This is a genomic window from Acidimicrobiales bacterium, assembly GCA_041394265.1.
Classification (GTDB): domain Bacteria; phylum Actinomycetota; class Acidimicrobiia; order Acidimicrobiales; family SZUA-35; genus JBBQUN01.
Map to the genome: position 1 here is coordinate 2,712,656 of JAWKIO010000005.1, position 18,621 is coordinate 2,731,276.

The following is an 18,621-nucleotide window of genomic DNA, read 5'->3' on the forward strand; positions in this document are numbered from 1 at the left end:
ATGCCGCGGGTCATCGTGCGTCCTGATCTGAGTTCCTACGTCGTGGTGATGATCGTGGCGTTCGCGGTCACGGTCATGACGGTGCCGCTCTTCCGCGTGCTCGCCGTGGCCCGCGGATTGGTGGTGGAGCCCGACGAGCGTCGTGCCCACGAGCGACCGACGGCGACCCTGGGCGGTGGGGCGATGTTTCTGGGCTTCGCCGCCGGGTTCGGGCTTGCCTGGTACAGCGGCTGGTTCCCCGGATTGTTCGGCAATTCGACCGAGCCCTTCGGCGTGCTGGCCGCCGCCACGCTTGCCTATGTGGTCGGGGTGACCGATGACATCCGCGAGATCTCGGCGCCGGCCAAGACCGCCGGACTGGTGCTGGTCGGCACGTTGCTCGTCCTCGGTGGTACCAACATCTTCTGGTTCCGGGTGCCGTTCCTCGATCTCTTCCTCCTCGCCCCCGACTTCAGCTACTTGCTGACCGTGATCTGGGTGCTGGGGATGGCAAACGCCGTCAACTTCATCGACGGCCTCGACGGTCTGGCCGCCGGCATCATGGGCATCGGGGCCATTGCGTTCTTCTTGTACTCGCTCGAACTGGGTGCCGCCGGTGTCCTGTCGCCACAGAGCCTCGGCCCACTCATCGCCGCCCTCGTGTTCGGCATCTGCGCCGGCTTCCTCCCCTGGAACGCACATCCGGCGAAGATCTTCATGGGCGACGGCGGATCGCTCCTGCTCGGTTGTCTCATGGCGGCGTCCACCGTCGCCGTCGGCGGTCGTACCGAAGAAGCCTTCAGCGGGCAGGCGTTCTTCTTCTATGCACCCCTGCTGATCCCGTTGGTGATCCTCGGCGTGCCCATGGTGGACACCGCGTTCGCCATCATCCGGCGCGCCTCGCGCCGCCAGGGCATCGCCACTGCCGACCGAGACCATCTCCACCATCGACTGATCCGGCTCGGTCACGGCCATCGGCGTAGCGTGCTGATCCTCTGGGCGTGGACCGCGCTGTTGTCGGCGATCGTGTTGTGGCCGGTGTACAACGAGGGCGAAGGCGATGCCGTCGTACCGATCGGCGTGATCGGGATGGCGATCCTGCTGTTCGTTTCCCTGCATCCGGGATTCACGTCGAGCGACGACGCCGAATTGTTCGACGATCCGCCGCTGCCGTCGAAGCCGTCGGCATCGGCCGCCGACCAGGGCATGAATCCGGCGGTGGTGCCGTTCGCTGCGCGCCGAGCGCGGTCGGCTTCCGACGCCGATGGGGCAGATGCCGATGCCATGACCACGCGACGTAGTGAGATACACGACCCAAGAGCGGGCTGAGAGGTTGCAACGACGAGCCCGGACACATATGGTTCTGGCCGGTCGGGCAGCGAGGCTCGGCTTTTGACGTGAGACCTTCCGTGGACGCCAAGCAGCCAGCCCTGACCGAACAACTCCACTCGAGCAACGGTTCCCTCGAACTGGTGCTGTCGGCAGTCCTGTTCGGATTGATCGGCCTGTGGCTCGACAACAAGCTCGGGACCACCCCGATCTTCCTGCTCGTGTTCACCTTCCTCGGGTTCGCCGGTGCGGCGATCTCTGTCTACTACCGATATCGCCACGACATCGCGCGCCTCGAGGCCCAGCGCGACGCCGCCCGGCTCGACGCCCAGCAGGTCACCGCGCAAGTCGCGGCACGCCAGGCCGACGAGGCGAACGCATGAGCGCCGCCACGGCGACGCCGATCATCGATCGACTCGATGGGCCGTCGCCGGCCGCCGAGGTCGCGATCGACATGGTCAAGCGAGGCCTTCCCTTCGTCCCGCTGGGTGTGCTCGTCGGCGCCGGTTTCGCCGGCACCAACGGTGCCTGGTCGGTGGCGTTCGGCATGGGCCTCATCCTCGTGAACTTCTTGCTGTCAGCATTCCTGCTCGGCTGGGCCGCTCGCATTTCCTTCGCCCTCGTCGCCTCCGCTGCACTCGGCGGCTATGTGATGCGCCTCGGGCTGATCTTCGCCGCTGTTTGGCTGGTGAAAGACCAATCATGGGTCGCCATGGTCCCCCTCGGCGTTACGATCATCGTCACGCACTTGGGATTGCTCGTGTGGGAGCTTCGATTCATTTCGGCCTCGCTCGCGTTCCCCGGCCTGAAGCCCCGTACGTCACAGTCTCGCAAGTCAGGTCGTCCGGTTGCTGCCGGCCGCCGCTGAAGTCCAACCCCTTCAAGGAGTACCTCAGGTGTTCGCCCTGGAATTCCCGCCGATCGAAAACCTCGTGGAGTGGCCCGCCTATTTCGGCGAAGGCACCATCTTCGAATTCAACAAGATCGCGCTGATCAGCGTCCTGGCCGTGGTCATCCCGACCCTGCTGTTCCTGCTCTCGAAGAAGGAACTGGTCCCCAGCGGACTGCAGAACATCGTCGAGAGCACCGTCGGCTTCGTCGACAAGCAGGTCGTGCAGTCGGCCATCGGCCCTGACGGCAGCAAGTACCTGCCGCTGCTGCTGAGCATCTTCCTCTTCGTCTTCTTCGGCAACATCTTCGAGGTCATCCCCACGTTCCAGATGCCGGCGAACGCCCGTATGGCCAACCCGGTCATTCTCGCCCTCGTGGCGTGGGCCACCTTCATCGCCGTCGGCGTGAAGGCCCAGGGCGTCGGTGGCTTCCTCAAGTCGTCGCTCTTCCCCCCGGGTGTGCCGAAGGCGCTGTACGTCCTCGTGACCCCGATCGAGTTCCTCTCGACCTTCTTGCTCCGGCCCTTCGGCCTGGCGGTCCGTCTCTTCGCCAACATGCTCGCCGGGCACATCCTGCTCGTCACCTTCGGCGTGCTGTGCATCGCCCTGTGGCAGAAGACGGCGCTCATCGCCGTGCTGCCCTTCAGCTTCGCCACCCTCGTCGCCCTGACCGGCTTCGAGATCATGGTCTCCCTCATCCAGGCCTTCGTGTTCAGCCTTCTGACCGCGGTGTACATCTCGCTGTCACGCAGCGCTCACCACTGATCGCCGGTTTGAACCGCTCGACGCCTCCGGTCGCCGAGCGAACCGCAAGTCGTCCACCCGTTCGTCCAATTTCTCGCCTCCGGGCAGAACAGCAACGCTTCGCACCGAAGCAACTTTGAAACAGGAGAGCATCATCCAATGAGCGCCCTTGCTACCACTGCAGCTCACATCATCGAGATCGCTGCTGACGCAGCAACCGACACCGCTGACGCGGACAAGGCAACGGCTGGCGCCTCCAGCGCCGGTTTCGCCTACGGTCTCGCCGCCATCGGCCCGGGTATCGGCATCGGTTACCTCGTTGGTCAGGCCGTGCAGGCCATGGCTCGTCAGCCCGAGTCGGCCGGTCAGGTCCAGACCACCATGTTCCTTGGTATCGCCTTCACCGAGGCGCTCGCCCTCATCGGCTTCGTGGTCTTCATTCTGCTCAAGTTCGCCTGAGGAGTCAGCCTGTGCTCACTCTTCTCGCCACCGAGGCAGGGGAAGAGGCGGCTGAAGCCGCCGCCAACCCGATTCTGCCCACCAGCAACGAGCTCTTCTGGGGCGCGGTGTGTTTCTTCACGCTGTGGGCCCTGGTGAAGTTCGTGCTGCTTCCTCCTGTGAAGCAGATCATGGATCAGCGAGCCGATACCGTTCGCGCCGACCTCGACGCTGCCGACCAAGCTCGGGCAACGGCGGGATCGGCCGCATCGGAGGTCCAGGACCAGTTGGTCGACGTTCGTGCCGAGGCAGCTGCCGTGGTCGACGCCGCCCGTGCCGAAGCCGACGTCGAGGTGCAGCAGATCCTTGCTGCCGCCGAGGCCGAGGCCGAGGTCATCCGGTCCGAAGCCAACGCCGAGATCGAAGCCGCACGCTCCCAGGCCCTGGCCGGTGTGCAGCCCCAGATCGCGGCGCTCGCCAGCCAAGCCGCATCCCGTGTGATGGATCGCAACATCGACGCCGCTGCCGCGCAGCCCGCCGTGACGCGATTCCTCGAGAGCTCGAACTGAGGTCGACATGCTGAGTCTGTTTGCATCAGAGGCACCGAACGGTGTTCACCTTGCGGGTGACATCAACGAGGTCATCTGGGGCTCACTCGCCTTCTGCGTGCTGATGATCCCCATCCTGACCAAGGGTGTCCCGGCCATCAAGAAGGCCATGAACGGTCGCACCGCTCGCATTCGTGCCGAGCTGGCCGAGGCCCAGGCCGCCAAGGCCGAGGCCCAGTCGGTCCTGTCGGCCTCCACCGCCGACCTGCCCGATGTCGACGCCGAGGCCGATCGTCTGCGCCGGGAGGCCACCGAGACCGCGGCCCGCCTGAAGACCGACATGGTCGCCAAGGCTCACGCCGACGCAGCTGCGCTCAAGGCGCGTGCGGCGGCCGATGCCGAGAACGGCAAGCGCCAAGCGCTCGCCGACATCACCGAAGAAGTGGCTCGCCTCACCCGCGGTGCCACCGAAGCGGTCGTCACCGACTCGCTCGATGCCCAAGCGCACGCTGACCTCATCGAGTCCTACATCAACCAGGTCGGCCAGCTCGCCCGGAGCTGACCCACCCGCCGACCCCCACCCGGAGCTCACGACATGTCTGACTCAACCGCTGGTTACGCCGACGCCCTCCTGGCCGTCGCCCAGGCCGACGGCAACCTCGAAGTCGTCAAGAGCGAACTCGCCGAGTTCGCCCGTGCCGCCGATGGCAACGACGACCTTCGCTCGACCCTTGGCAACAACCTGCTGCCCGCGGCCGTTCGTGGTCAGATCGTCGACGACCTCCTGGGGAATGCGGCGAGCACCACCCGAGCCCTGGTTGGCATGATCGTCACCTCCGGCCGTGGCAGCCAGCTCTCCGAGATCGTGAACGCCTTCGTCGAGAAGGCCGCGTCGGGAGCAGGCAAGAAGGTTGCCACCGTCCGAACCGCTGTTCCGCTCACCGACGATCAGCACGCCCGCCTCGAGCAGGCGTTGAAGACCCAAACCGGTGGCGACGTCGAACTCCAGGTCGTCGTCGACCCCTCTGTTGTCGGCGGCGCCGTCACCACCATCGGTGACGCCGTGATCGACGGCTCGCTCCGTACCCGCCTGAACAAGATGCGCGAAGTTCTGTAGGCGCCAAGAACCTGTTAGAGGAAGAACACTTACATGGCACTTTCGTTTGACCCAGCCGACATCACCTCGGCCCTGCAGAAGAACCTCGATGCGTTCCAGGCCGATCTGTCGTCCAAGACCGTCGGTCGAGTGATCGAAGTCGGCGACGGCATCGCCCGCGTGAGCGGCCTGCCCGACGCCGCCGTGAACGAGATCCTTCGCTTCGAGGACGGCACCGTGGGCCTGGCCCTCAACCTCGACGAGGACTCCATCGGCGCCGTGGTGCTCGGCGACGTCGACGCCATCCAGGAAGGTCAGTCGGTCGAGTCCACCGGCCAGATTCTCTCCATCCCCGTCGGTGACGGCGTGCTCGGCCGTGTGCTCAACGTGCTCGGTGAGCCGATCGACGGCCGGGGCCCGCTCGACAACGTGCAGCCCCGACGCATGGAGATCCAGGCACCCGGCATCACCGGCCGCAAGCCGGTGCACGAGCCGATGCAGACCGGCATCAAGGCCGTCGACTCGCTCATCCCGATCGGTCGTGGGCAGCGAGAGCTGATCATCGGCGACCGCAAGACCGGCAAGACCACCGTCGCCATCGACACGATCCTGGCTCAGAAGGGCCTCGGCGTGAAGTGCGTCTACGTCGCCATCGGCCAGAAGGCCTCCACGGTCGCCCAGACCGTCGAGATCCTCCGTGGTTTCGGCGCCATGGACTACACCGTGGTCGTGGTCGCCGCCGCCGGCGACCCGGCGCCGTTCAAGTACCTCGCTCCCTACTCCGGTTGCGCCATGGGCCAGCACTGGATGGAGAACGGCGAGCATGCCCTTGCCGTCTACGACGACCTCTCCAAGCAGGCCGAGGCGTACCGCCAGGTGTCGCTCCTGCTGCGTCGCCCGCCAGGGCGTGAGGCCTTCCCCGGCGACGTCTTCTACCTCCACAGCCGCCTGCTCGAGCGTGCCGCCAAGCTCTCCGACGAGAACGGCGCCGGTTCACTCACCGCCCTCCCCGTCATCGAGACCAAGGCCGGCGACGTCTCCGCCTTTATCCCCACCAACGTGATCTCGATCACTGATGGCCAGATCTACCTCCAGGACGACCTCTTCAAGTCCGGTATCCGACCGGCCGTCGACGTGGGTATCTCGGTGTCCCGAGTGGGCTCCGCTGCCCAGATCAAGGCCATGAAGTCGGCTGTCGGTACCCTCAAGTCCGACCTCCAGCAGTTCCGTGAACTCGCTGCCTTCGCGGCCTTCGGTTCCGACCTCGACGCCGTGTCGCAGCAGCAGCTCGACCGTGGCTATCGCCTCACCGAGCTCCTCAAGCAGGGCATCAACACCCCGTACCCGGTGCAGGACCAGGTCGTGGTGCTCTACGCCGGCACCCGCGGCTACCTCGACAAGATCGATGTCGCCGATGTGGCCCGCTACGAGTCCGGTCTGCTGGAGTGGTTCCGCAGCCGTCACGCCGACCAGCTCGCCCACATCGTGGAAAAGGGCAGTGTCGCCGACGAGGAGGCCCTCGAGGCCGCCATCGCCGCCTACACCGACCAGTTCGCCGGATCGGTCACCACCACCGAAGCCCCCGAGGCCACGGACCAGGGCGCAGCGACCTCCACGATGGTCGACGCTGCCAACACCCTGCCCGAGGCCGACGTGAGCCGAGTCAAGGACTGATCGCCGATGCCAGGTGGAGCCGAGCGAATTCTTCGCCGCCGTATCGGCAGTGTGAAGAACACCAAGAAGATCACCCGTGCTCAGGAGCTGATCGCTGCCACTCGTGTGGCGCAGGCGCAGCGCCGAGCGGCGGCTGCTCGCCCCTACTCCGAGCAGCTCACCGGAGTGATCGAGAACCTCGCCGCCGGCGGGGCATCGGTCGACCACCCGTTGCTGCGACAGGCCGAGAAGGTCGAGCGTGTGGCCTTCGTGGTCTGCGCTGGTGACCGCGGCTTTGCCGGTCCTTACAACGCTCAGGTCTTCCGTGCCGCCGAGCGCGAGATCCAAGCGGTTCGAGCCGAAGGCGGCTCCTACGAGCTGATCAGTGTCGGCAAGAAGACCGCCGACTACTTCGCCTTCCGGGGTTTCGAGATCAACACCCATTTCGAAGGCTTCACCGCCAATCCCAGCTTCGAGAACGCACGAGCCATTGCTCGCCGAGTTCGTGAGCTGTTCGACACCGGCTCGGTCGATCAGGTCGAACTGATCTACACCGAGTTCGTCTCCATCGGCACCCAGAACGCTGTGGTCCGGCGCTTCCTGCCCCTCGAGTCGACCGAGACCATCGCCACCGCCGGTGGTGGCGACGCCGCTGCGCTCGCCAGCTACGCCTTCGAGCCCTCCCCCGAGGGGGTACTCGAAGACCTGCTCCCTCGCTACGTCGAGGCCCGGCTCTTCACGGCACTGCTCGACGCTGCGGCATCCGAGCACGCCAACCGGCAGCGAGCCATGAAGGCCGCCACCGAGAACGCCGAAGAGCTCATCATCAAGCTTTCGCGGATCATGAACCGTGCCCGCCAGGAAGCCATCACCACCGAAATCATGGAGATCGTCTCGGGTGCGGAATCGCTCAGCGCCGACCAGACCGACGACGACGACCTCCTTCTCGACCACCTGCAGCCGTTGCAGATGTTTCCCGAACACCTCGGGCGACACGAGCACCGCCATCCTCACGACTAGACAGCACCCAGGAGCATCGCACCCATGACTGCCACCGAACCGCAGCTCAAAGACGGCCGAATCGTCGGCATCGCCGGCCCTGTGGTCGACGTCGAATTCCCCCCGGATTCGCTGCCCAAGATCAACACCGCCATCGAGTTCGATGTCGACGTCGCCGGTGAGACCACCGTCGTGCGAGCCGAGGTCGCCCAGCAGCTGGGAGACTCGCGAGTCCGCGCCGTCGCCATGAAGCCGACCGATGGTCTGCGTCGTGGCACCACGGTCCGCAACCTCGGCCACGGCATCACCGTGCCGGTCGGCGACGTCACCCTCGGCCACATCTGGAACGTGATTGGCGAGCCGCTCGACGTGCCGGCCGACTCGCTCGACATCAAAGAACGGTGGGAGATCCACCGTCACGCTCCTGACTTCGACAAGCTGGCTCCCACCAAGCAGGTGCTCGAGACCGGTATCAAGGTCATCGACCTTCTCACCCCTTACCTCCAGGGCGGCAAGATCGGCCTGTTCGGTGGTGCCGGCGTGGGCAAGACCGTGCTCATCACCGAGATGATCACCCGTGTCGCATCGAACCACGGTGGTGTGTCGGTGTTCGCCGGCGTGGGCGAGCGCACACGTGAAGGAACCGATCTCTTCATCGAGATGGGCGAGACCATGATGGGCGACGGTCAGACCTCGGTGCTCTCCAAGGCCGCCCTGTGCTTCGGTCAGATGGACGAGCCGCCGGGGGTGCGTCTGCGCATCGCCCTGTCGGCCCTCACCATGGCCGAGTACTTCCGCGACGTGCAGGGCCAAGACGTGCTGCTGTTCGTCGACAACATCTTCCGCTTCGTGCAGGCCGGTTCCGAGGTGTCGACCCTCCTCGGCCGTATGCCTTCCGCCGTGGGCTACCAGCCGACCCTGGCCGACGAGATGGGCATCCTCCAGGAGCGCATCACCTCGGCCGGTGGCAAGTCGATCACCTCGCTGCAGGCCGTCTACGTGCCTGCCGACGACTACACCGACCCGGCGCCGTTCACCACCTTCACCCACCTCGACGCCACCACCGAGCTGTCTCGTGACATCGCCGCCAAGGGCATCTACCCGGCCGTGGATCCGCTGTCATCGACCTCGACCATCCTGGCTCCCGAGGTCGTCGGCGACCGTCACTACCAGGTGGCCCGCCGGGTGCAGGAAATCCTCCAGCGCTACAAGGAGCTGCAGGACATCATCGCCATCCTCGGTCTCGACGAACTCTCCGAAGAAGACCGTGTCACGGTGAACCGGGCCCGGAAGGTCGAGCGTTTCCTCTCCCAGCCGATGTTCGTGGCCCAGGTCTTCACCGGCCTTCCCGGCATCTTCACCCCGGTCGAGGAGACCATCGACTCGTTCGAAGCGCTCGTCAACGGCGACCTCGACGACCTGCCCGAGCAGGCCTTCCTCAACGTCGGTGGCGCCGACTCGGCTCGTGAGAAGGCCGAACGTCTCCGCAAGGAAGCGGGCGCCTGATGCCGTTCCAGGTCGAGTTCGTTTCGCCCGAGGCCGTGCTGTACTCGGGCGAGGGCACCCAGGTGGTTGCTCGCACCCGAGGCGGGGGCGACATCGCCTTCCTCGCGGGGCACGAACCCTTCATCGGGAGCCTCCAGCCCAGCGAGGTCCGGGTCACCGAGACCAGCGGCAACGTGTTGTCGTTCGCCGTTCGCTCCGGCTTCGTTTCGGTCACCGGTACCTCCGTCACGGTGCTCTCCGACGCGGCAACGCCCGCGGCCGACATCGACGTGGCAGCGGCCCAGGCCGACAAGGCAACAGCGGAAGCGGCCCTTGCCGCCAACGCCGACGACGCCTTCGCCCGTGAAGACCTTCGGTGGGCCGAGGTTCGCCTCCGCCTCACCGGAGCGGGGCAAGCCGCCCACTGATCCCAACGCCGCCCCGCGTGGCGGCGACATCCATCTCGGTACCTCACCCGGCCCGGTCTGCCTCTGTGCAGCACGGCCGGGTGTGGTCTTTTTTGACCGGGCGCTGCCGTGGCGAGGACGAACGCTCCATGGGGAGAATCGTCGATTCCCACACGATCGTCTGGTTCGGTACGGTGTGGCCTCATGAACGATGTACGTCTGCGTCCCGAGCGCAACCTTGCCCTCGAACTCGTCCGCACCACCGAAGCCGCCGCCATGGCCGGAGCCCGCTGGCTGGGAAGGGGTGACAAGAACGGAGCCGACCAGGCCGCCGTCGACGCCATGCGCCACGTGCTCGACGGCGTCGAGATGGAAGGCATCGTCATCATCGGCGAGGGCGAGAAGGACGAAGCGCCCATGCTCTACAACGGTGAGATCGTCGGCAACGGCCTGCCGCCCCACACCGACATCGCGGTCGACCCGATCGATGGCACCACCCTCACGGCAAAGGGCCAGCCTGGCGCCATCGCGGTCATCGCCGCTTCTGATCGCGGCTCGATGTTCGACCCCGGGCCCTGTGTCTACATGGACAAGATCGCCGTCGGCCCCAGCGGCGCCGGCATCGTCGACATCCGCCTCCCGGTCGAGCGCAACCTCACTGCCCTGGCCAAGGCCAAGCGGGTCCAGGTGCAAGACCTCACCGCTGTCGTGCTCGATCGTCCCCGTCACGCCAGCCTGATCGAGGAGATCCGTTCCACCGGCGCTCGAATCCGTCTCATCGGCGACGGCGACGTCGCCGGCGCCATCGCCTGTGCGGTTCCCAGCTCCGGCGTCGACATCCTGTTCGGCATCGGAGGCACGCCTGAAGGCGTCATCACCGCCTGCGCCCTCAAGGGCATGGGTGGCGACCTGCAGGGTCGTCTCTACGCCCGAGACGACGACGAGCGGGCCGCAGCGGAAGCCGCCGGCTACGACCTCGACGCCGTGCTCACACTGAACGACCTGGTGCGATCCGACAACTGCTTCTTCGCCGCCACCGGTATCAGTACCGGCGACCTCCTGCGGGGCGTCAGCTTCGACGGCGACACCATCTCCACCCAATCGCTGGTCGTCCGCTCCCGATCGGGCACGGTCCGCGTCATCGACGCCACCCACTCGATCCACAAACTCTCCGAAATCGCCGGCCCGCTCTAGCCCTGCTCCGGCTGTCGCCTCCGCCGCCTCCGGCGATCTGATCAGCGCGCTCGTTGGCGTGCTTCGTCCCTCCGCACGCGTAACAGGCGGTCAGCGCGCTCGTGGTCCTGTCGCAACCTCCGGGGCTGCGTCCAATCTTGGGAAAGCTTCGGGGCTGCGGACGGCTGAGCGTACGGAAACCCGGAGCTTGTCGTGGATTGGACGGTGGCTCGGAGGTTCGGGGGTGGGGGAGCGGGTCAGTCGGGGATGGTGATGCCTTCGAGGTCGTCTGACGGCGGGAAGTCGAGGTCCATCTTCGCCATCGTCTGGACCATGATCTCGCTGATCGCCAGGTCTCGATACCACTTGCGGTCGGCCGGGATCACGTACCACGGGGCCGACTCGGTGCTGGTCTCGTTGATGGCGTCCTCGAACGCCTCCATGAAGTCGTCCCAGCGCTCGCGCATGGCGAGGTCGCCGACGTCGAACTTCCAGTGCTTGTGCGGCTTGTCGAGCCGATCCTGGAGCCGCTCCTTCTGCTCGGCCTTCGAGATGTGCAACATGATCTTGATGATCGTGGTGCCCTCGTCGACGAGCAGCTCCTCGAAGTGCCGGATGTGCTCGTAGCGCTGCTTCCACCGCTGCTTCGGCACGAGGTCGAACACCCGCACCACGAGTACGTCCTCGTAGTGACTCCGGTTGAAGATCACCATCTCGCCATTGCCCGGCACCTCGGCGTGGATCCGCCAGAGGTAGTCGTGTGCCAGCTCTCGCTCGCTGGGCTTCTTGAACGACGCCACTCGCACACCGGTCGGGTTGACCCCGTCGAACACGTGGCGAATCGTGCCGTCCTTGCCGCCGGCGTCCATGGCTTGCAGGACCACGAGCAACCGTTTGGTGCCCTGCGCCCACATGACCTCCTGCAGCCGCTCGAGTTCGGTGTTGAGCTCGAGCGTGCGGGCTTCGGCGCCAGCCCGGTCGTCGGTGTCCCAGCCGGGGGTTGCGTTCGTGTCGATCTTCGACAGGTTGATCTTGTCGTCCGGCTTGGCCCGCAGTGCATCGATGGAGAAACTCATGGGCAGATCTTGACACGCCCCGACTCAGAGTTGCTGCAGGTCATGCGGTACCGTTGTCACTCGTGATTGTCGCGGAACTCGAGATCTATCATTCGCGGCCGATCGCGCCGACCCGACGCATCGCGTTGGGCAGCCGGAACCTCCCAATCGACCCTGCGCCGGGCGCCGGTGGGGTGCTGCTGGCCGGCATCCTCGCCCACACCGCACCCAACGTCGAGGGCGAGCTGCGTGAGCATCTCGTGTGGTTGCTCGAAGAGTTGGCCGCCGGGCGTCGAGTTCCACAGCCACGGGTCCGCCACCGCTATCAGGTCGATCGGGTCGGGCTCCTACGCAGCACCCATCGCCTGATCGCCGACGGCGACCGTCTGATGTTCGACTTCGACGACGAGCGGGGCAAACCCGTCCAGTTTGCCCTCGGCGCCCTCTACTGCGCCGGCAGCCTGCCAGCAGAGGTGCGTGGTCCCGTGTTCGATGCCATGCGTGGCGCGCTGCTGTGGGGCCGACCGGTCGATGAACAGTTCATCTCGGCCGTCATGGGTGGACGCACCGCCACACTGATCGATCTCGAATCATGGAACGACCCGGTGGCGTGGGCGCTCGAGATCCTCGACCTCACCAACGAAGACGGCGACGCACCGAACAAGCGGGTCATCCAGCGCCGCTTCCGCTCCCTGCTCCGTGAGGCTCATCCCGATCATGGCGGTGGTTCCGACGAAGCGGCCAAGCGCATCGCCGACCTCACGGCGGCCCGCAAGATCCTGCTCGCCTCATGACGGCCCCCGGCGGGCTCGTCCTGTTCCACGGCGCCGGTGGCGATCGGGAGCATCGTCTGTTCCTTCGCATGGAGGCCGAGCTGTCGTTGCCGGTCGCTCGCTGCAACTTCCCCTACCGGGCGAGGGGCCCGGGGCGGCGCCCACCTGACCGCATGCCCAAGCTGATCGAGTCCATTCGTGAGCAGGCCGCACAGCTCGCCGACGGCTGGGGCGTGTCGCCGTTCTCCCTTGTCTTCGGGGGACGCTCGATGGGCGGACGCGCCTGTTCGATGGCTGTTGCCGAAGGACTCCCGGCTGCCGGACTGCTGCTGCTCAGCTATCCGCTCCATCCCCCCGGTAAGCCCGACAACCTCCGGACCGAACATCTGCCCGACGTCACCGTCCCCGGCTTACTGGTCCAGGGAACCCGCGACGCATTCGGGAAGCCCGACGAGTTCGACCAGCACTTCACCAGCTACGCCGGTCCGCTGGAACAGGTATGGCTCGACGGTGCCGCCCACGACCCCAAACCGGCCTACGACGATCAGATCATCGCCGCGACGGCCGCGTGGCTCGCTGCGCTCTGAACGCCACATCCGTCCGGCCGCGGCCGTTCAGGTGAGGGGAGCGGGGTCGCTCGGGTTGAGCGTTTCGAGCTCGACATTCGCCGTCTCGGGGTAGACGAAGAGCACGAGGAGGGCGGCCAGGATCGGTCCTCCGATCAGCACGGTAATGGCCGGTCCCAGGCTGCCCCAGCGCTCGGCCAGTTGACCGGCGATCACGAGCCCGACGGCGCTTCCCGACACGCTGATCACGTCGAGCCAGCCGCCGACGCGAGCCCGGGCCCGGGTGGGGAACAGCTCGGTCTGGAAACTACGCAGTGCCGGGTAGGAGGCCCCGAGGGCCCAGATCCCGATCAACGAGAAGATCCACAGGGGAGCGCCGCCGGTGAAGTAGAGCGCCGCGGTGGCCATGGTGCCGACGAGGAGCGACCACCCGCCGACCGGCTTGCGACCGAACCGGTCGGCCAGGTAGCCGGCCGGGACGATCGACAAGCCCACCGGTGTGCCGATCACCAACTGATACAGGCTGATCTTGGCGGCGCTGAACCCTCGTTCGTCGAGGAGGTATTGGTTCTTCAGCTGCGAGGCGGGGGAGAAGAACATCGCCCCGGCGAACGCGGCGAAGGCCAACAGCAGGAAGATCCGCCGGTCGATGTCGCCCGGTGCATGGTGTTGCTCGGCGGCGACGAACCGTCTGGTCTCGGGCAGGTTGCGGGCCACCCACCACAGCACCGGGAGAAAGACGGCGGCAACGGCGTACACCCAACGCCAACCACCGGGGCTGGTGTCGGCGACCGGCAGCACCATGATGACGAACCCGGCACCGAGGCCCGATGCCATGCCCATCAAGCCGACCCCGAGCGAGCGGACCCCCGCCGGTACCTCCTCGAGTACGGCGAGGCTCAGGAGGGTCAGCAGGCCGGTGTCGAATCCTCGTGCGATGGCCTGGGTCGCGCCCAGCACGACCATGTTGGGCGACAGAGCTCCGAGAACGGTGAAGCCGATCGCGCCGAAGGTGAACCCCAGCAGGAGCGGGCGTCGTCCGATCAGATCGGCGCGGCGGATCAACACCACCGACACGATCACGCCGATTCGGACCGCGGCGAGTGTGTTGCTCTGCACATCGTCGCCGACGTCGAAGTCTCGAGCCGCGAATGCGATCGTCTGCCCGATGATGACCCCTAGATAGCCGGCGATGACCGACAAGATCGACAGGAGTGAGACGAGCCGTGTGGTCTGCTCACCGATCACACTGGCCGGCCACCACCAGCGCCCTTGCGGACGTCGATCGGGGTCGACCAGCGCTCGCTTCATCAACGGATGGAACAGGAAGGCCCACACGATGATGGCGAGGCGGAAGTCGAAGGTCTCTTCCACGACCCGGGAGCTGTCGGCTTCCTCGATGGTCACCACCGTGCGTCGGTACCGACGGAACGGTCCGAACGACTGCTCGAACACCCCTGGTGCGACCTCGATCTCCTCCAGGAGGTCGTGGCGGCACTGGAGGAAGCGCTCGTCGTCGGCGTCAACGGTGTGCCGAGTCGTGATGGTCGGCATGTCCCCTCAGGGAGTGTCGGTTTGATCGTTGGGTGCTGCGTTGTCGGCCCCGGCGGCTTCGGCGCCGACCTTTGCGGCTTCGGCTGCGGCCAGCTGCGCCGACACCCTCCGGTTCGCGATCCACAGGAGCAGGCCGATGAGCACGAGCGGCGTACCGACGAGCAACGCCTCGTCCCAACCACCTTGATGGGCGATGATGGGAATGCGTGCGAAGTCGGCGCGGTTGTGCGAAGTGTGCTCGATCGAGACGGACTCGATCCCCAGGACCCAATTCACTGCCTGTCAGGGTAGGGCGATACCGTGGTCAGGGTGCCATCTGGGTCGTCATTCCCCTCAGCGCACGCCAGGAGCCTCCATGACCGAACCCAAGACCACCTCACCACTGAGCGGCGGCACCCCCTCGGGGCGATCTGCCGCCGACGCCGCTGCCCCGGTGGGAGCGGGCGCGTCGACCATGGCGGAGAAGGTGGCGAAGGTCATCGAGGTGATCCGGCCGGCCATCCAGGCCGACGACGGTGACATCGAACTGCGTGATGTCGACCCCGAGACCGGCGTGGTCACCGTCGAACTGCTGGGTGCCTGCGTGACCTGCCCCATCTCGACCGGCACCCTGAAAGACGGTGTGGAGCGAATCATGAAATCACGAGTCGAAGGCGTCACCGCCGTTCGTCACGTCGGCGAAGAACTCGCAGGCGACGGCGTTGTCGAGACCGGGACCCGCGTTTCGCTGTGAGGCCGCCTGTCGATCTGCCGGCCCTGTACGCCGACGCCAAGGGAGGCAAGCGCGCTGCGGTCGCTCGCCTGCTCTCGGTCATCGAGCGTGGTGGCGACGCCGCACGCGAACTGGGGCGGCTCACCTTCGCCGATGCCGGCCACGGCTACACCGTCGGGCTCACGGGCGCTCCTGGGGCGGGCAAGTCCACCCTCACCGCCGCCCTGGTCGCCCGCATGCGCCAAGACGATCTGTGCATCGGCGTGCTCGCCATCGATCCATCATCGCCGTTCACCGGTGGAGCCATCCTCGGTGACCGGGTTCGCATGCAAGACCATGCCCTCGACGAGTCGGTGTTCATCCGCTCGATGGCCACCCGCGGCCATCTCGGCGGTCTCGCCCTCGCCACTCCTGAGGCCGTACGTCTGCTGGAGGCCACCGGTCGGTCCTACGTGCTGATCGAGACCGTCGGGGTCGGCCAGGTCGAGGTCGAGATCGCCGGTGCTGCCGACACCACGGTGGTCGTGGTCAATCCCGGATGGGGCGACGCCGTGCAGGCCAACAAGGCCGGACTCATGGAAGTCGCCGACGTGTTCGTCATCAACAAGGGCGACCGAGCCGGTACCGAAGACACCCGGCGCGACCTCGAATACATGCTCGACCTGTCGGCGAAGGAAGGGTGGCGGCCTCCGGTGGTCGTCACCGTGGCCACCGATGGCAAAGGGCTCGACGAACTGTGGGCGGCCATCGGCGCACACCGGGCCGAGATCACGGCGTCGGGCGAGCTCGAGGCTCGGCGTCGTCAGCGCAGCAACGACGAACTCAGCGCCATCCTGCGGGAGCGGATCGAACAGCAGGTACGTGATATCGAGGCTCGTGACGAGTTCGCCGGCCTACGAGATGCCGTGGCTGATCGATCGGTCGCACCGTGGGACGCGGCCAGTCGGCTCCTCGGAGCCGACTGACCACACCGCACGAAGTATCCGGCAGCGCCGGGTGATCAGCCTCGCTTGAGGGCGTCGCGGATCTCGATGAGGAGATCGACCTCGCTCGGACCGGCCTCTTCCTCAGGAGCGGGCTTGTTCATGGCGTTGTAGGCCTTCACCAGGAAGAAAATGACGGCGGCGATCATGAGGAAGCTCACGATCGTGCTGATCCAGGCGCCGACGTAGACTCGTGAATCGCCCAGGTTGAAGCCGATGTTGTCGAAGTTCGGCTGACCGAAGATCGCCGCAATGATCGGCATGATGATGAAGTCGACGAGGCCCTGAACGACCGGCGCAAACGCCAGCGCCATGATCAGACCGACGGCGGCCTCGAAGACGCCACCCTTGTTGACGAAGTCCTTGAATTCTTGAATCACTGCTGTTCGCTCCTCGTGTTCGCCCCAGCCAACATGGCTGTGGATGGTCGTCGTCGGTGCTACCGGGGGTAGCGCCGCTCGGCCGACATCATTGCATGACGTGAGGGTCCGGCTGCGGTTCTGGCCGCGACCAGCCTTCTCGAGGGTGAAGATACGCTCCGAGCGTGGTCGCTGACGATGCAACGTGTTACCTACACCGAGATCGCCTGGCGGCAGTGGGGTGTCAGCGCTGCGATCGCCCGATCTGCTCGGAGTGCATGCGCCCGGCATCGGTGGGCTTCCACTGCCCCCAGTGTGCGAAATCTGGCGCCCAGAAGGTGGTGCGGCCGCGGGATCTGTCGAAGTGGCCGGTGGTCGTACAAACGATCATGGGGATCTGCGTCCTCGCGTTCCTCGCCCAGATGCTGACCAACGACGCCGTCACTCGTGACGGCTGGTTGTGGGGCCCAGCGGTCGCAAGCGGCGAGTGGTGGCGCATCATCACCAGCGGGTTCCTCCATGGCAGCCTGCTGCACATCGGATTCAACATGTACGCGCTCTACCTCTTCGGTGAAGTCCTCGAACCATCGATCGGCCGCCTGAGATTCGTCCTCGTCTACGCCGGTGGACTGGTGGGAGGCTCGCTCGCGGTGCTGGCGTTCAACTTCCCGCAGGCCACCCTTGGTGCGTCCGGCGCCGTGTTGGGTCTGGCCGGGGCGATGGCCGGCATCCTCGCCGCCCAGGGCCGCTCGATCTTTCAGACCGGTCTCGGCGGCATCTTCCTGATCAATCTGCTGCTGCCTCTGCTGCCCGGTGTCGGCATCTCCTTCTGGGGTCACTTCGGTGGCATCGCCGGTGGGTTCCTCGTCGGTGGGGTGCTGACCGCGGCACACCGCACATTCGCCAGCGACCCGAAGGTCATGCGGATGGCCACAGGGATGGCCGCCGCGCTGGTGGTGGCGATGTTCGTCGCGGCGGTCGCCGTTGCCCGAGCAGGCGGCATCGTCGCGATCAACATCTGAGCACACGTTCAGCGTCGATACACCGAGATGTGTCGGTCGGACTCGTCGTCGAAGGGCTCACCGTGCCAATCCGCGATTCGTTCGTCGAGCCGCAGCCCGGCACGCTTCGCCATGGCGTCGAGCTGTTCCGGCGTCGTCCAACGCAGCTGCCATGGCCGCAGCCGGATGCCGTGCTCGGTGATGTCGACGTGCTGGCCCTCGATCGTCTGCGCCGCAGCATCGACCCTGGTCGCGCTCAGTACCAGGCGATCGACGCTCATCTGTGAGATACCGACCGACTGGTCGAGACTCTCGGCCAGACCATGACCCGTGATCGCTTCGACGACGATGGGCGCCCCCGGTGCAAGCGCTGAGGCCAACCGGTCGAACAGGCCCTGTTGCTGATCGGCCGATGGCAGGTTGAACAGCGTGTTGAAGGCGCACAGGGCACCACCGATCGGACCGACGACCGGCAGACGCGCAAGATCGGCCATGAGCGCGATGACTCGACCGGTCGTGCTGGCGCGAGTGGCGGCTTCGTCTCGCGTCGCCAGTTGGTCGAGCATCGAGCGGGAAGCGTCGACCCCAACCACGATCCGGCCCCGGTCGGCCAACGGTAGGGCCAGCCGGCCGTCGCCGACGCCGAGCTCGAGGATTGGGCCCTCGACCGACCGGGTGTCGACGAAGGCGGCGGTGGCCTCGGCATCGGTGATGCTGCCGTACCACTGTGCGTAGACATCGGCGAAGGCCTCGCCATAGGTATCGGGCCGGAATCCGTCCATGCCCGTTGCCTACCAGGTCGAACCAGAACCCGCACCTCTCCCTGCCGTGCTGTTGCGGCAGGGATGCCGTGCCTCACCCGGTCGGTCGGCCACAA

Annotated in this window: 23 protein-coding genes; 18 read left to right on the top strand and 5 right to left on the bottom strand. The window is 66.3% G+C overall.

Annotated elements, in window-relative coordinates; genetic code table 11:
* Positions 1–15: 15 nt before the first annotated feature.
* The 13 genes from R2733_13245 to glpX all read left to right on the top strand — a co-directional run bounded on the left by R2733_13245 (position 16) and on the right by glpX (position 10,762).
* Complete coding sequence (locus tag R2733_13245) at positions 16–1,308, top strand: MraY family glycosyltransferase (GenBank protein MEZ5377465.1); 1,293 nt, start codon at positions 16–18, stop codon at positions 1,306–1,308.
* A 68-nt stretch (positions 1,309–1,376) separates the two neighbouring features.
* Positions 1,377–1,691, top strand: coding sequence for an AtpZ/AtpI family protein (locus R2733_13250; GenBank protein ID MEZ5377466.1), 315 nt, complete (start codon positions 1,377–1,379; stop codon positions 1,689–1,691).
* Positions 1,688–2,176 carry an ATP synthase subunit I gene (locus R2733_13255; protein MEZ5377467.1) on the top strand — a complete coding sequence of 163 codons (489 nt, stop codon included), beginning with the start codon at positions 1,688–1,690 and terminating at the stop codon, positions 2,174–2,176. The genes R2733_13250 and R2733_13255 overlap by 4 nt, the downstream gene beginning before the upstream one ends.
* A gap of 28 nt (positions 2,177–2,204) precedes the next feature.
* A complete protein-coding gene (atpB, locus tag R2733_13260) occupies positions 2,205–2,963 on the top strand; it encodes a F0F1 ATP synthase subunit A (GenBank protein ID MEZ5377468.1) in 759 nt (252 codons plus the stop codon).
* Between the two features lie 138 nt (positions 2,964–3,101).
* Positions 3,102–3,401 carry an ATP synthase F0 subunit C gene (gene atpE, locus R2733_13265; protein MEZ5377469.1) on the top strand — a complete coding sequence of 100 codons (300 nt, stop codon included), beginning with the start codon at positions 3,102–3,104 and terminating at the stop codon, positions 3,399–3,401.
* Between the two features lie 11 nt (positions 3,402–3,412).
* Positions 3,413–3,949 (top strand): F0F1 ATP synthase subunit B, encoded by a 537-nt coding sequence (gene atpF / locus R2733_13270; protein MEZ5377470.1) that lies wholly within the window; start codon positions 3,413–3,415, stop codon positions 3,947–3,949.
* A gap of 7 nt (positions 3,950–3,956) precedes the next feature.
* On the top strand, positions 3,957–4,490 hold the full coding sequence (locus tag R2733_13275; GenBank protein ID MEZ5377471.1) for a hypothetical protein: 534 nt from the start codon (positions 3,957–3,959) through the stop codon (positions 4,488–4,490).
* 33 nt (positions 4,491–4,523) lie between these two features.
* Positions 4,524–5,045 (top strand): ATP synthase F1 subunit delta, encoded by a 522-nt coding sequence (atpH, locus tag R2733_13280; protein MEZ5377472.1) that lies wholly within the window; start codon positions 4,524–4,526, stop codon positions 5,043–5,045.
* Positions 5,046–5,078: 33 nt separating this feature from the next.
* Positions 5,079–6,698 carry a F0F1 ATP synthase subunit alpha gene (gene atpA, locus R2733_13285; protein MEZ5377473.1) on the top strand — a complete coding sequence of 540 codons (1,620 nt, stop codon included), beginning with the start codon at positions 5,079–5,081 and terminating at the stop codon, positions 6,696–6,698.
* Between the two features lie 6 nt (positions 6,699–6,704).
* Positions 6,705–7,697: a F0F1 ATP synthase subunit gamma gene (locus tag R2733_13290; protein ID MEZ5377474.1), complete on the top strand. Its 993-nt coding sequence runs from the start codon at positions 6,705–6,707 to the stop codon at positions 7,695–7,697.
* A gap of 24 nt (positions 7,698–7,721) precedes the next feature.
* Positions 7,722–9,182, top strand: a complete 1,461-nt coding sequence (atpD, locus tag R2733_13295) for a F0F1 ATP synthase subunit beta (GenBank protein ID MEZ5377475.1) — start codon at positions 7,722–7,724, stop codon at positions 9,180–9,182.
* Positions 9,182–9,589, top strand: coding sequence for an ATP synthase F1 subunit epsilon (gene atpC / locus R2733_13300; protein ID MEZ5377476.1), 408 nt, complete (start codon positions 9,182–9,184; stop codon positions 9,587–9,589). The genes atpD and atpC overlap by 1 nt, the downstream gene beginning before the upstream one ends.
* Before the next feature lie 183 nt (positions 9,590–9,772).
* Complete coding sequence (gene glpX, locus R2733_13305) at positions 9,773–10,762, top strand: class II fructose-bisphosphatase (protein MEZ5377477.1); 990 nt, start codon at positions 9,773–9,775, stop codon at positions 10,760–10,762.
* A 236-nt stretch (positions 10,763–10,998) separates the two neighbouring features.
* Here the strand turns inward: glpX and R2733_13310 are convergent, their stop codons facing one another.
* Entirely contained in the window at positions 10,999–11,817 is an 819-nt protein-coding gene (locus tag R2733_13310) for a polyphosphate kinase 2 family protein (GenBank protein MEZ5377478.1), read from the bottom strand.
* A gap of 62 nt (positions 11,818–11,879) precedes the next feature.
* On the opposite strand from R2733_13310, the gene R2733_13315 reads away from it, so the two are divergent.
* Complete coding sequence (locus R2733_13315) at positions 11,880–12,590, top strand: hypothetical protein (GenBank protein ID MEZ5377479.1); 711 nt, start codon at positions 11,880–11,882, stop codon at positions 12,588–12,590.
* Complete coding sequence (locus R2733_13320; protein ID MEZ5377480.1) at positions 12,587–13,156, top strand: alpha/beta family hydrolase; 570 nt, start codon at positions 12,587–12,589, stop codon at positions 13,154–13,156. The genes R2733_13315 and R2733_13320 overlap by 4 nt, the downstream gene beginning before the upstream one ends.
* Before the next feature lie 27 nt (positions 13,157–13,183).
* On the opposite strand, the gene R2733_13325 is transcribed toward R2733_13320, so the two are convergent.
* Positions 13,184–14,689 carry an MFS transporter gene (locus R2733_13325; GenBank protein ID MEZ5377481.1) on the bottom strand — a complete coding sequence of 502 codons (1,506 nt, stop codon included), beginning with the start codon at positions 14,687–14,689 and terminating at the stop codon, positions 13,184–13,186.
* Positions 14,690–14,695: 6 nt separating this feature from the next.
* Positions 14,696–14,965 (bottom strand): hypothetical protein, encoded by a 270-nt coding sequence (locus tag R2733_13330; GenBank protein MEZ5377482.1) that lies wholly within the window; start codon positions 14,963–14,965, stop codon positions 14,696–14,698.
* 178 nt (positions 14,966–15,143) lie between these two features.
* Here R2733_13330 and R2733_13335 point away from each other — a divergent pair, with 178 nt between their 5' ends.
* Positions 15,144–15,422, top strand: a complete 279-nt coding sequence (locus tag R2733_13335; protein ID MEZ5377483.1) for a NifU family protein — start codon at positions 15,144–15,146, stop codon at positions 15,420–15,422.
* On the top strand, positions 15,419–16,366 hold the full coding sequence (gene meaB, locus R2733_13340) for a methylmalonyl Co-A mutase-associated GTPase MeaB (protein MEZ5377484.1): 948 nt from the start codon (positions 15,419–15,421) through the stop codon (positions 16,364–16,366). Before R2733_13335 ends, meaB begins: the two co-directional genes overlap by 4 nt.
* Positions 16,367–16,401: 35 nt before the next feature.
* Here meaB and mscL read toward each other — a convergent pair whose 3' ends face one another.
* Complete coding sequence (gene mscL, locus R2733_13345; protein MEZ5377485.1) at positions 16,402–16,764, bottom strand: large conductance mechanosensitive channel protein MscL; 363 nt, start codon at positions 16,762–16,764, stop codon at positions 16,402–16,404.
* Between the two features lie 257 nt (positions 16,765–17,021).
* Between mscL and R2733_13350 the strand changes: the two genes are divergently transcribed.
* Entirely contained in the window at positions 17,022–17,765 is a 744-nt protein-coding gene (locus R2733_13350; protein MEZ5377486.1) for a rhomboid family intramembrane serine protease, read from the top strand.
* An 8-nt stretch (positions 17,766–17,773) separates the two neighbouring features.
* On the opposite strand, the gene R2733_13355 is transcribed toward R2733_13350, so the two are convergent.
* Positions 17,774–18,526 (bottom strand): class I SAM-dependent methyltransferase, encoded by a 753-nt coding sequence (locus R2733_13355; GenBank protein ID MEZ5377487.1) that lies wholly within the window; start codon positions 18,524–18,526, stop codon positions 17,774–17,776.
* Between the last annotated feature and the right edge of the window lie 95 nt (positions 18,527–18,621).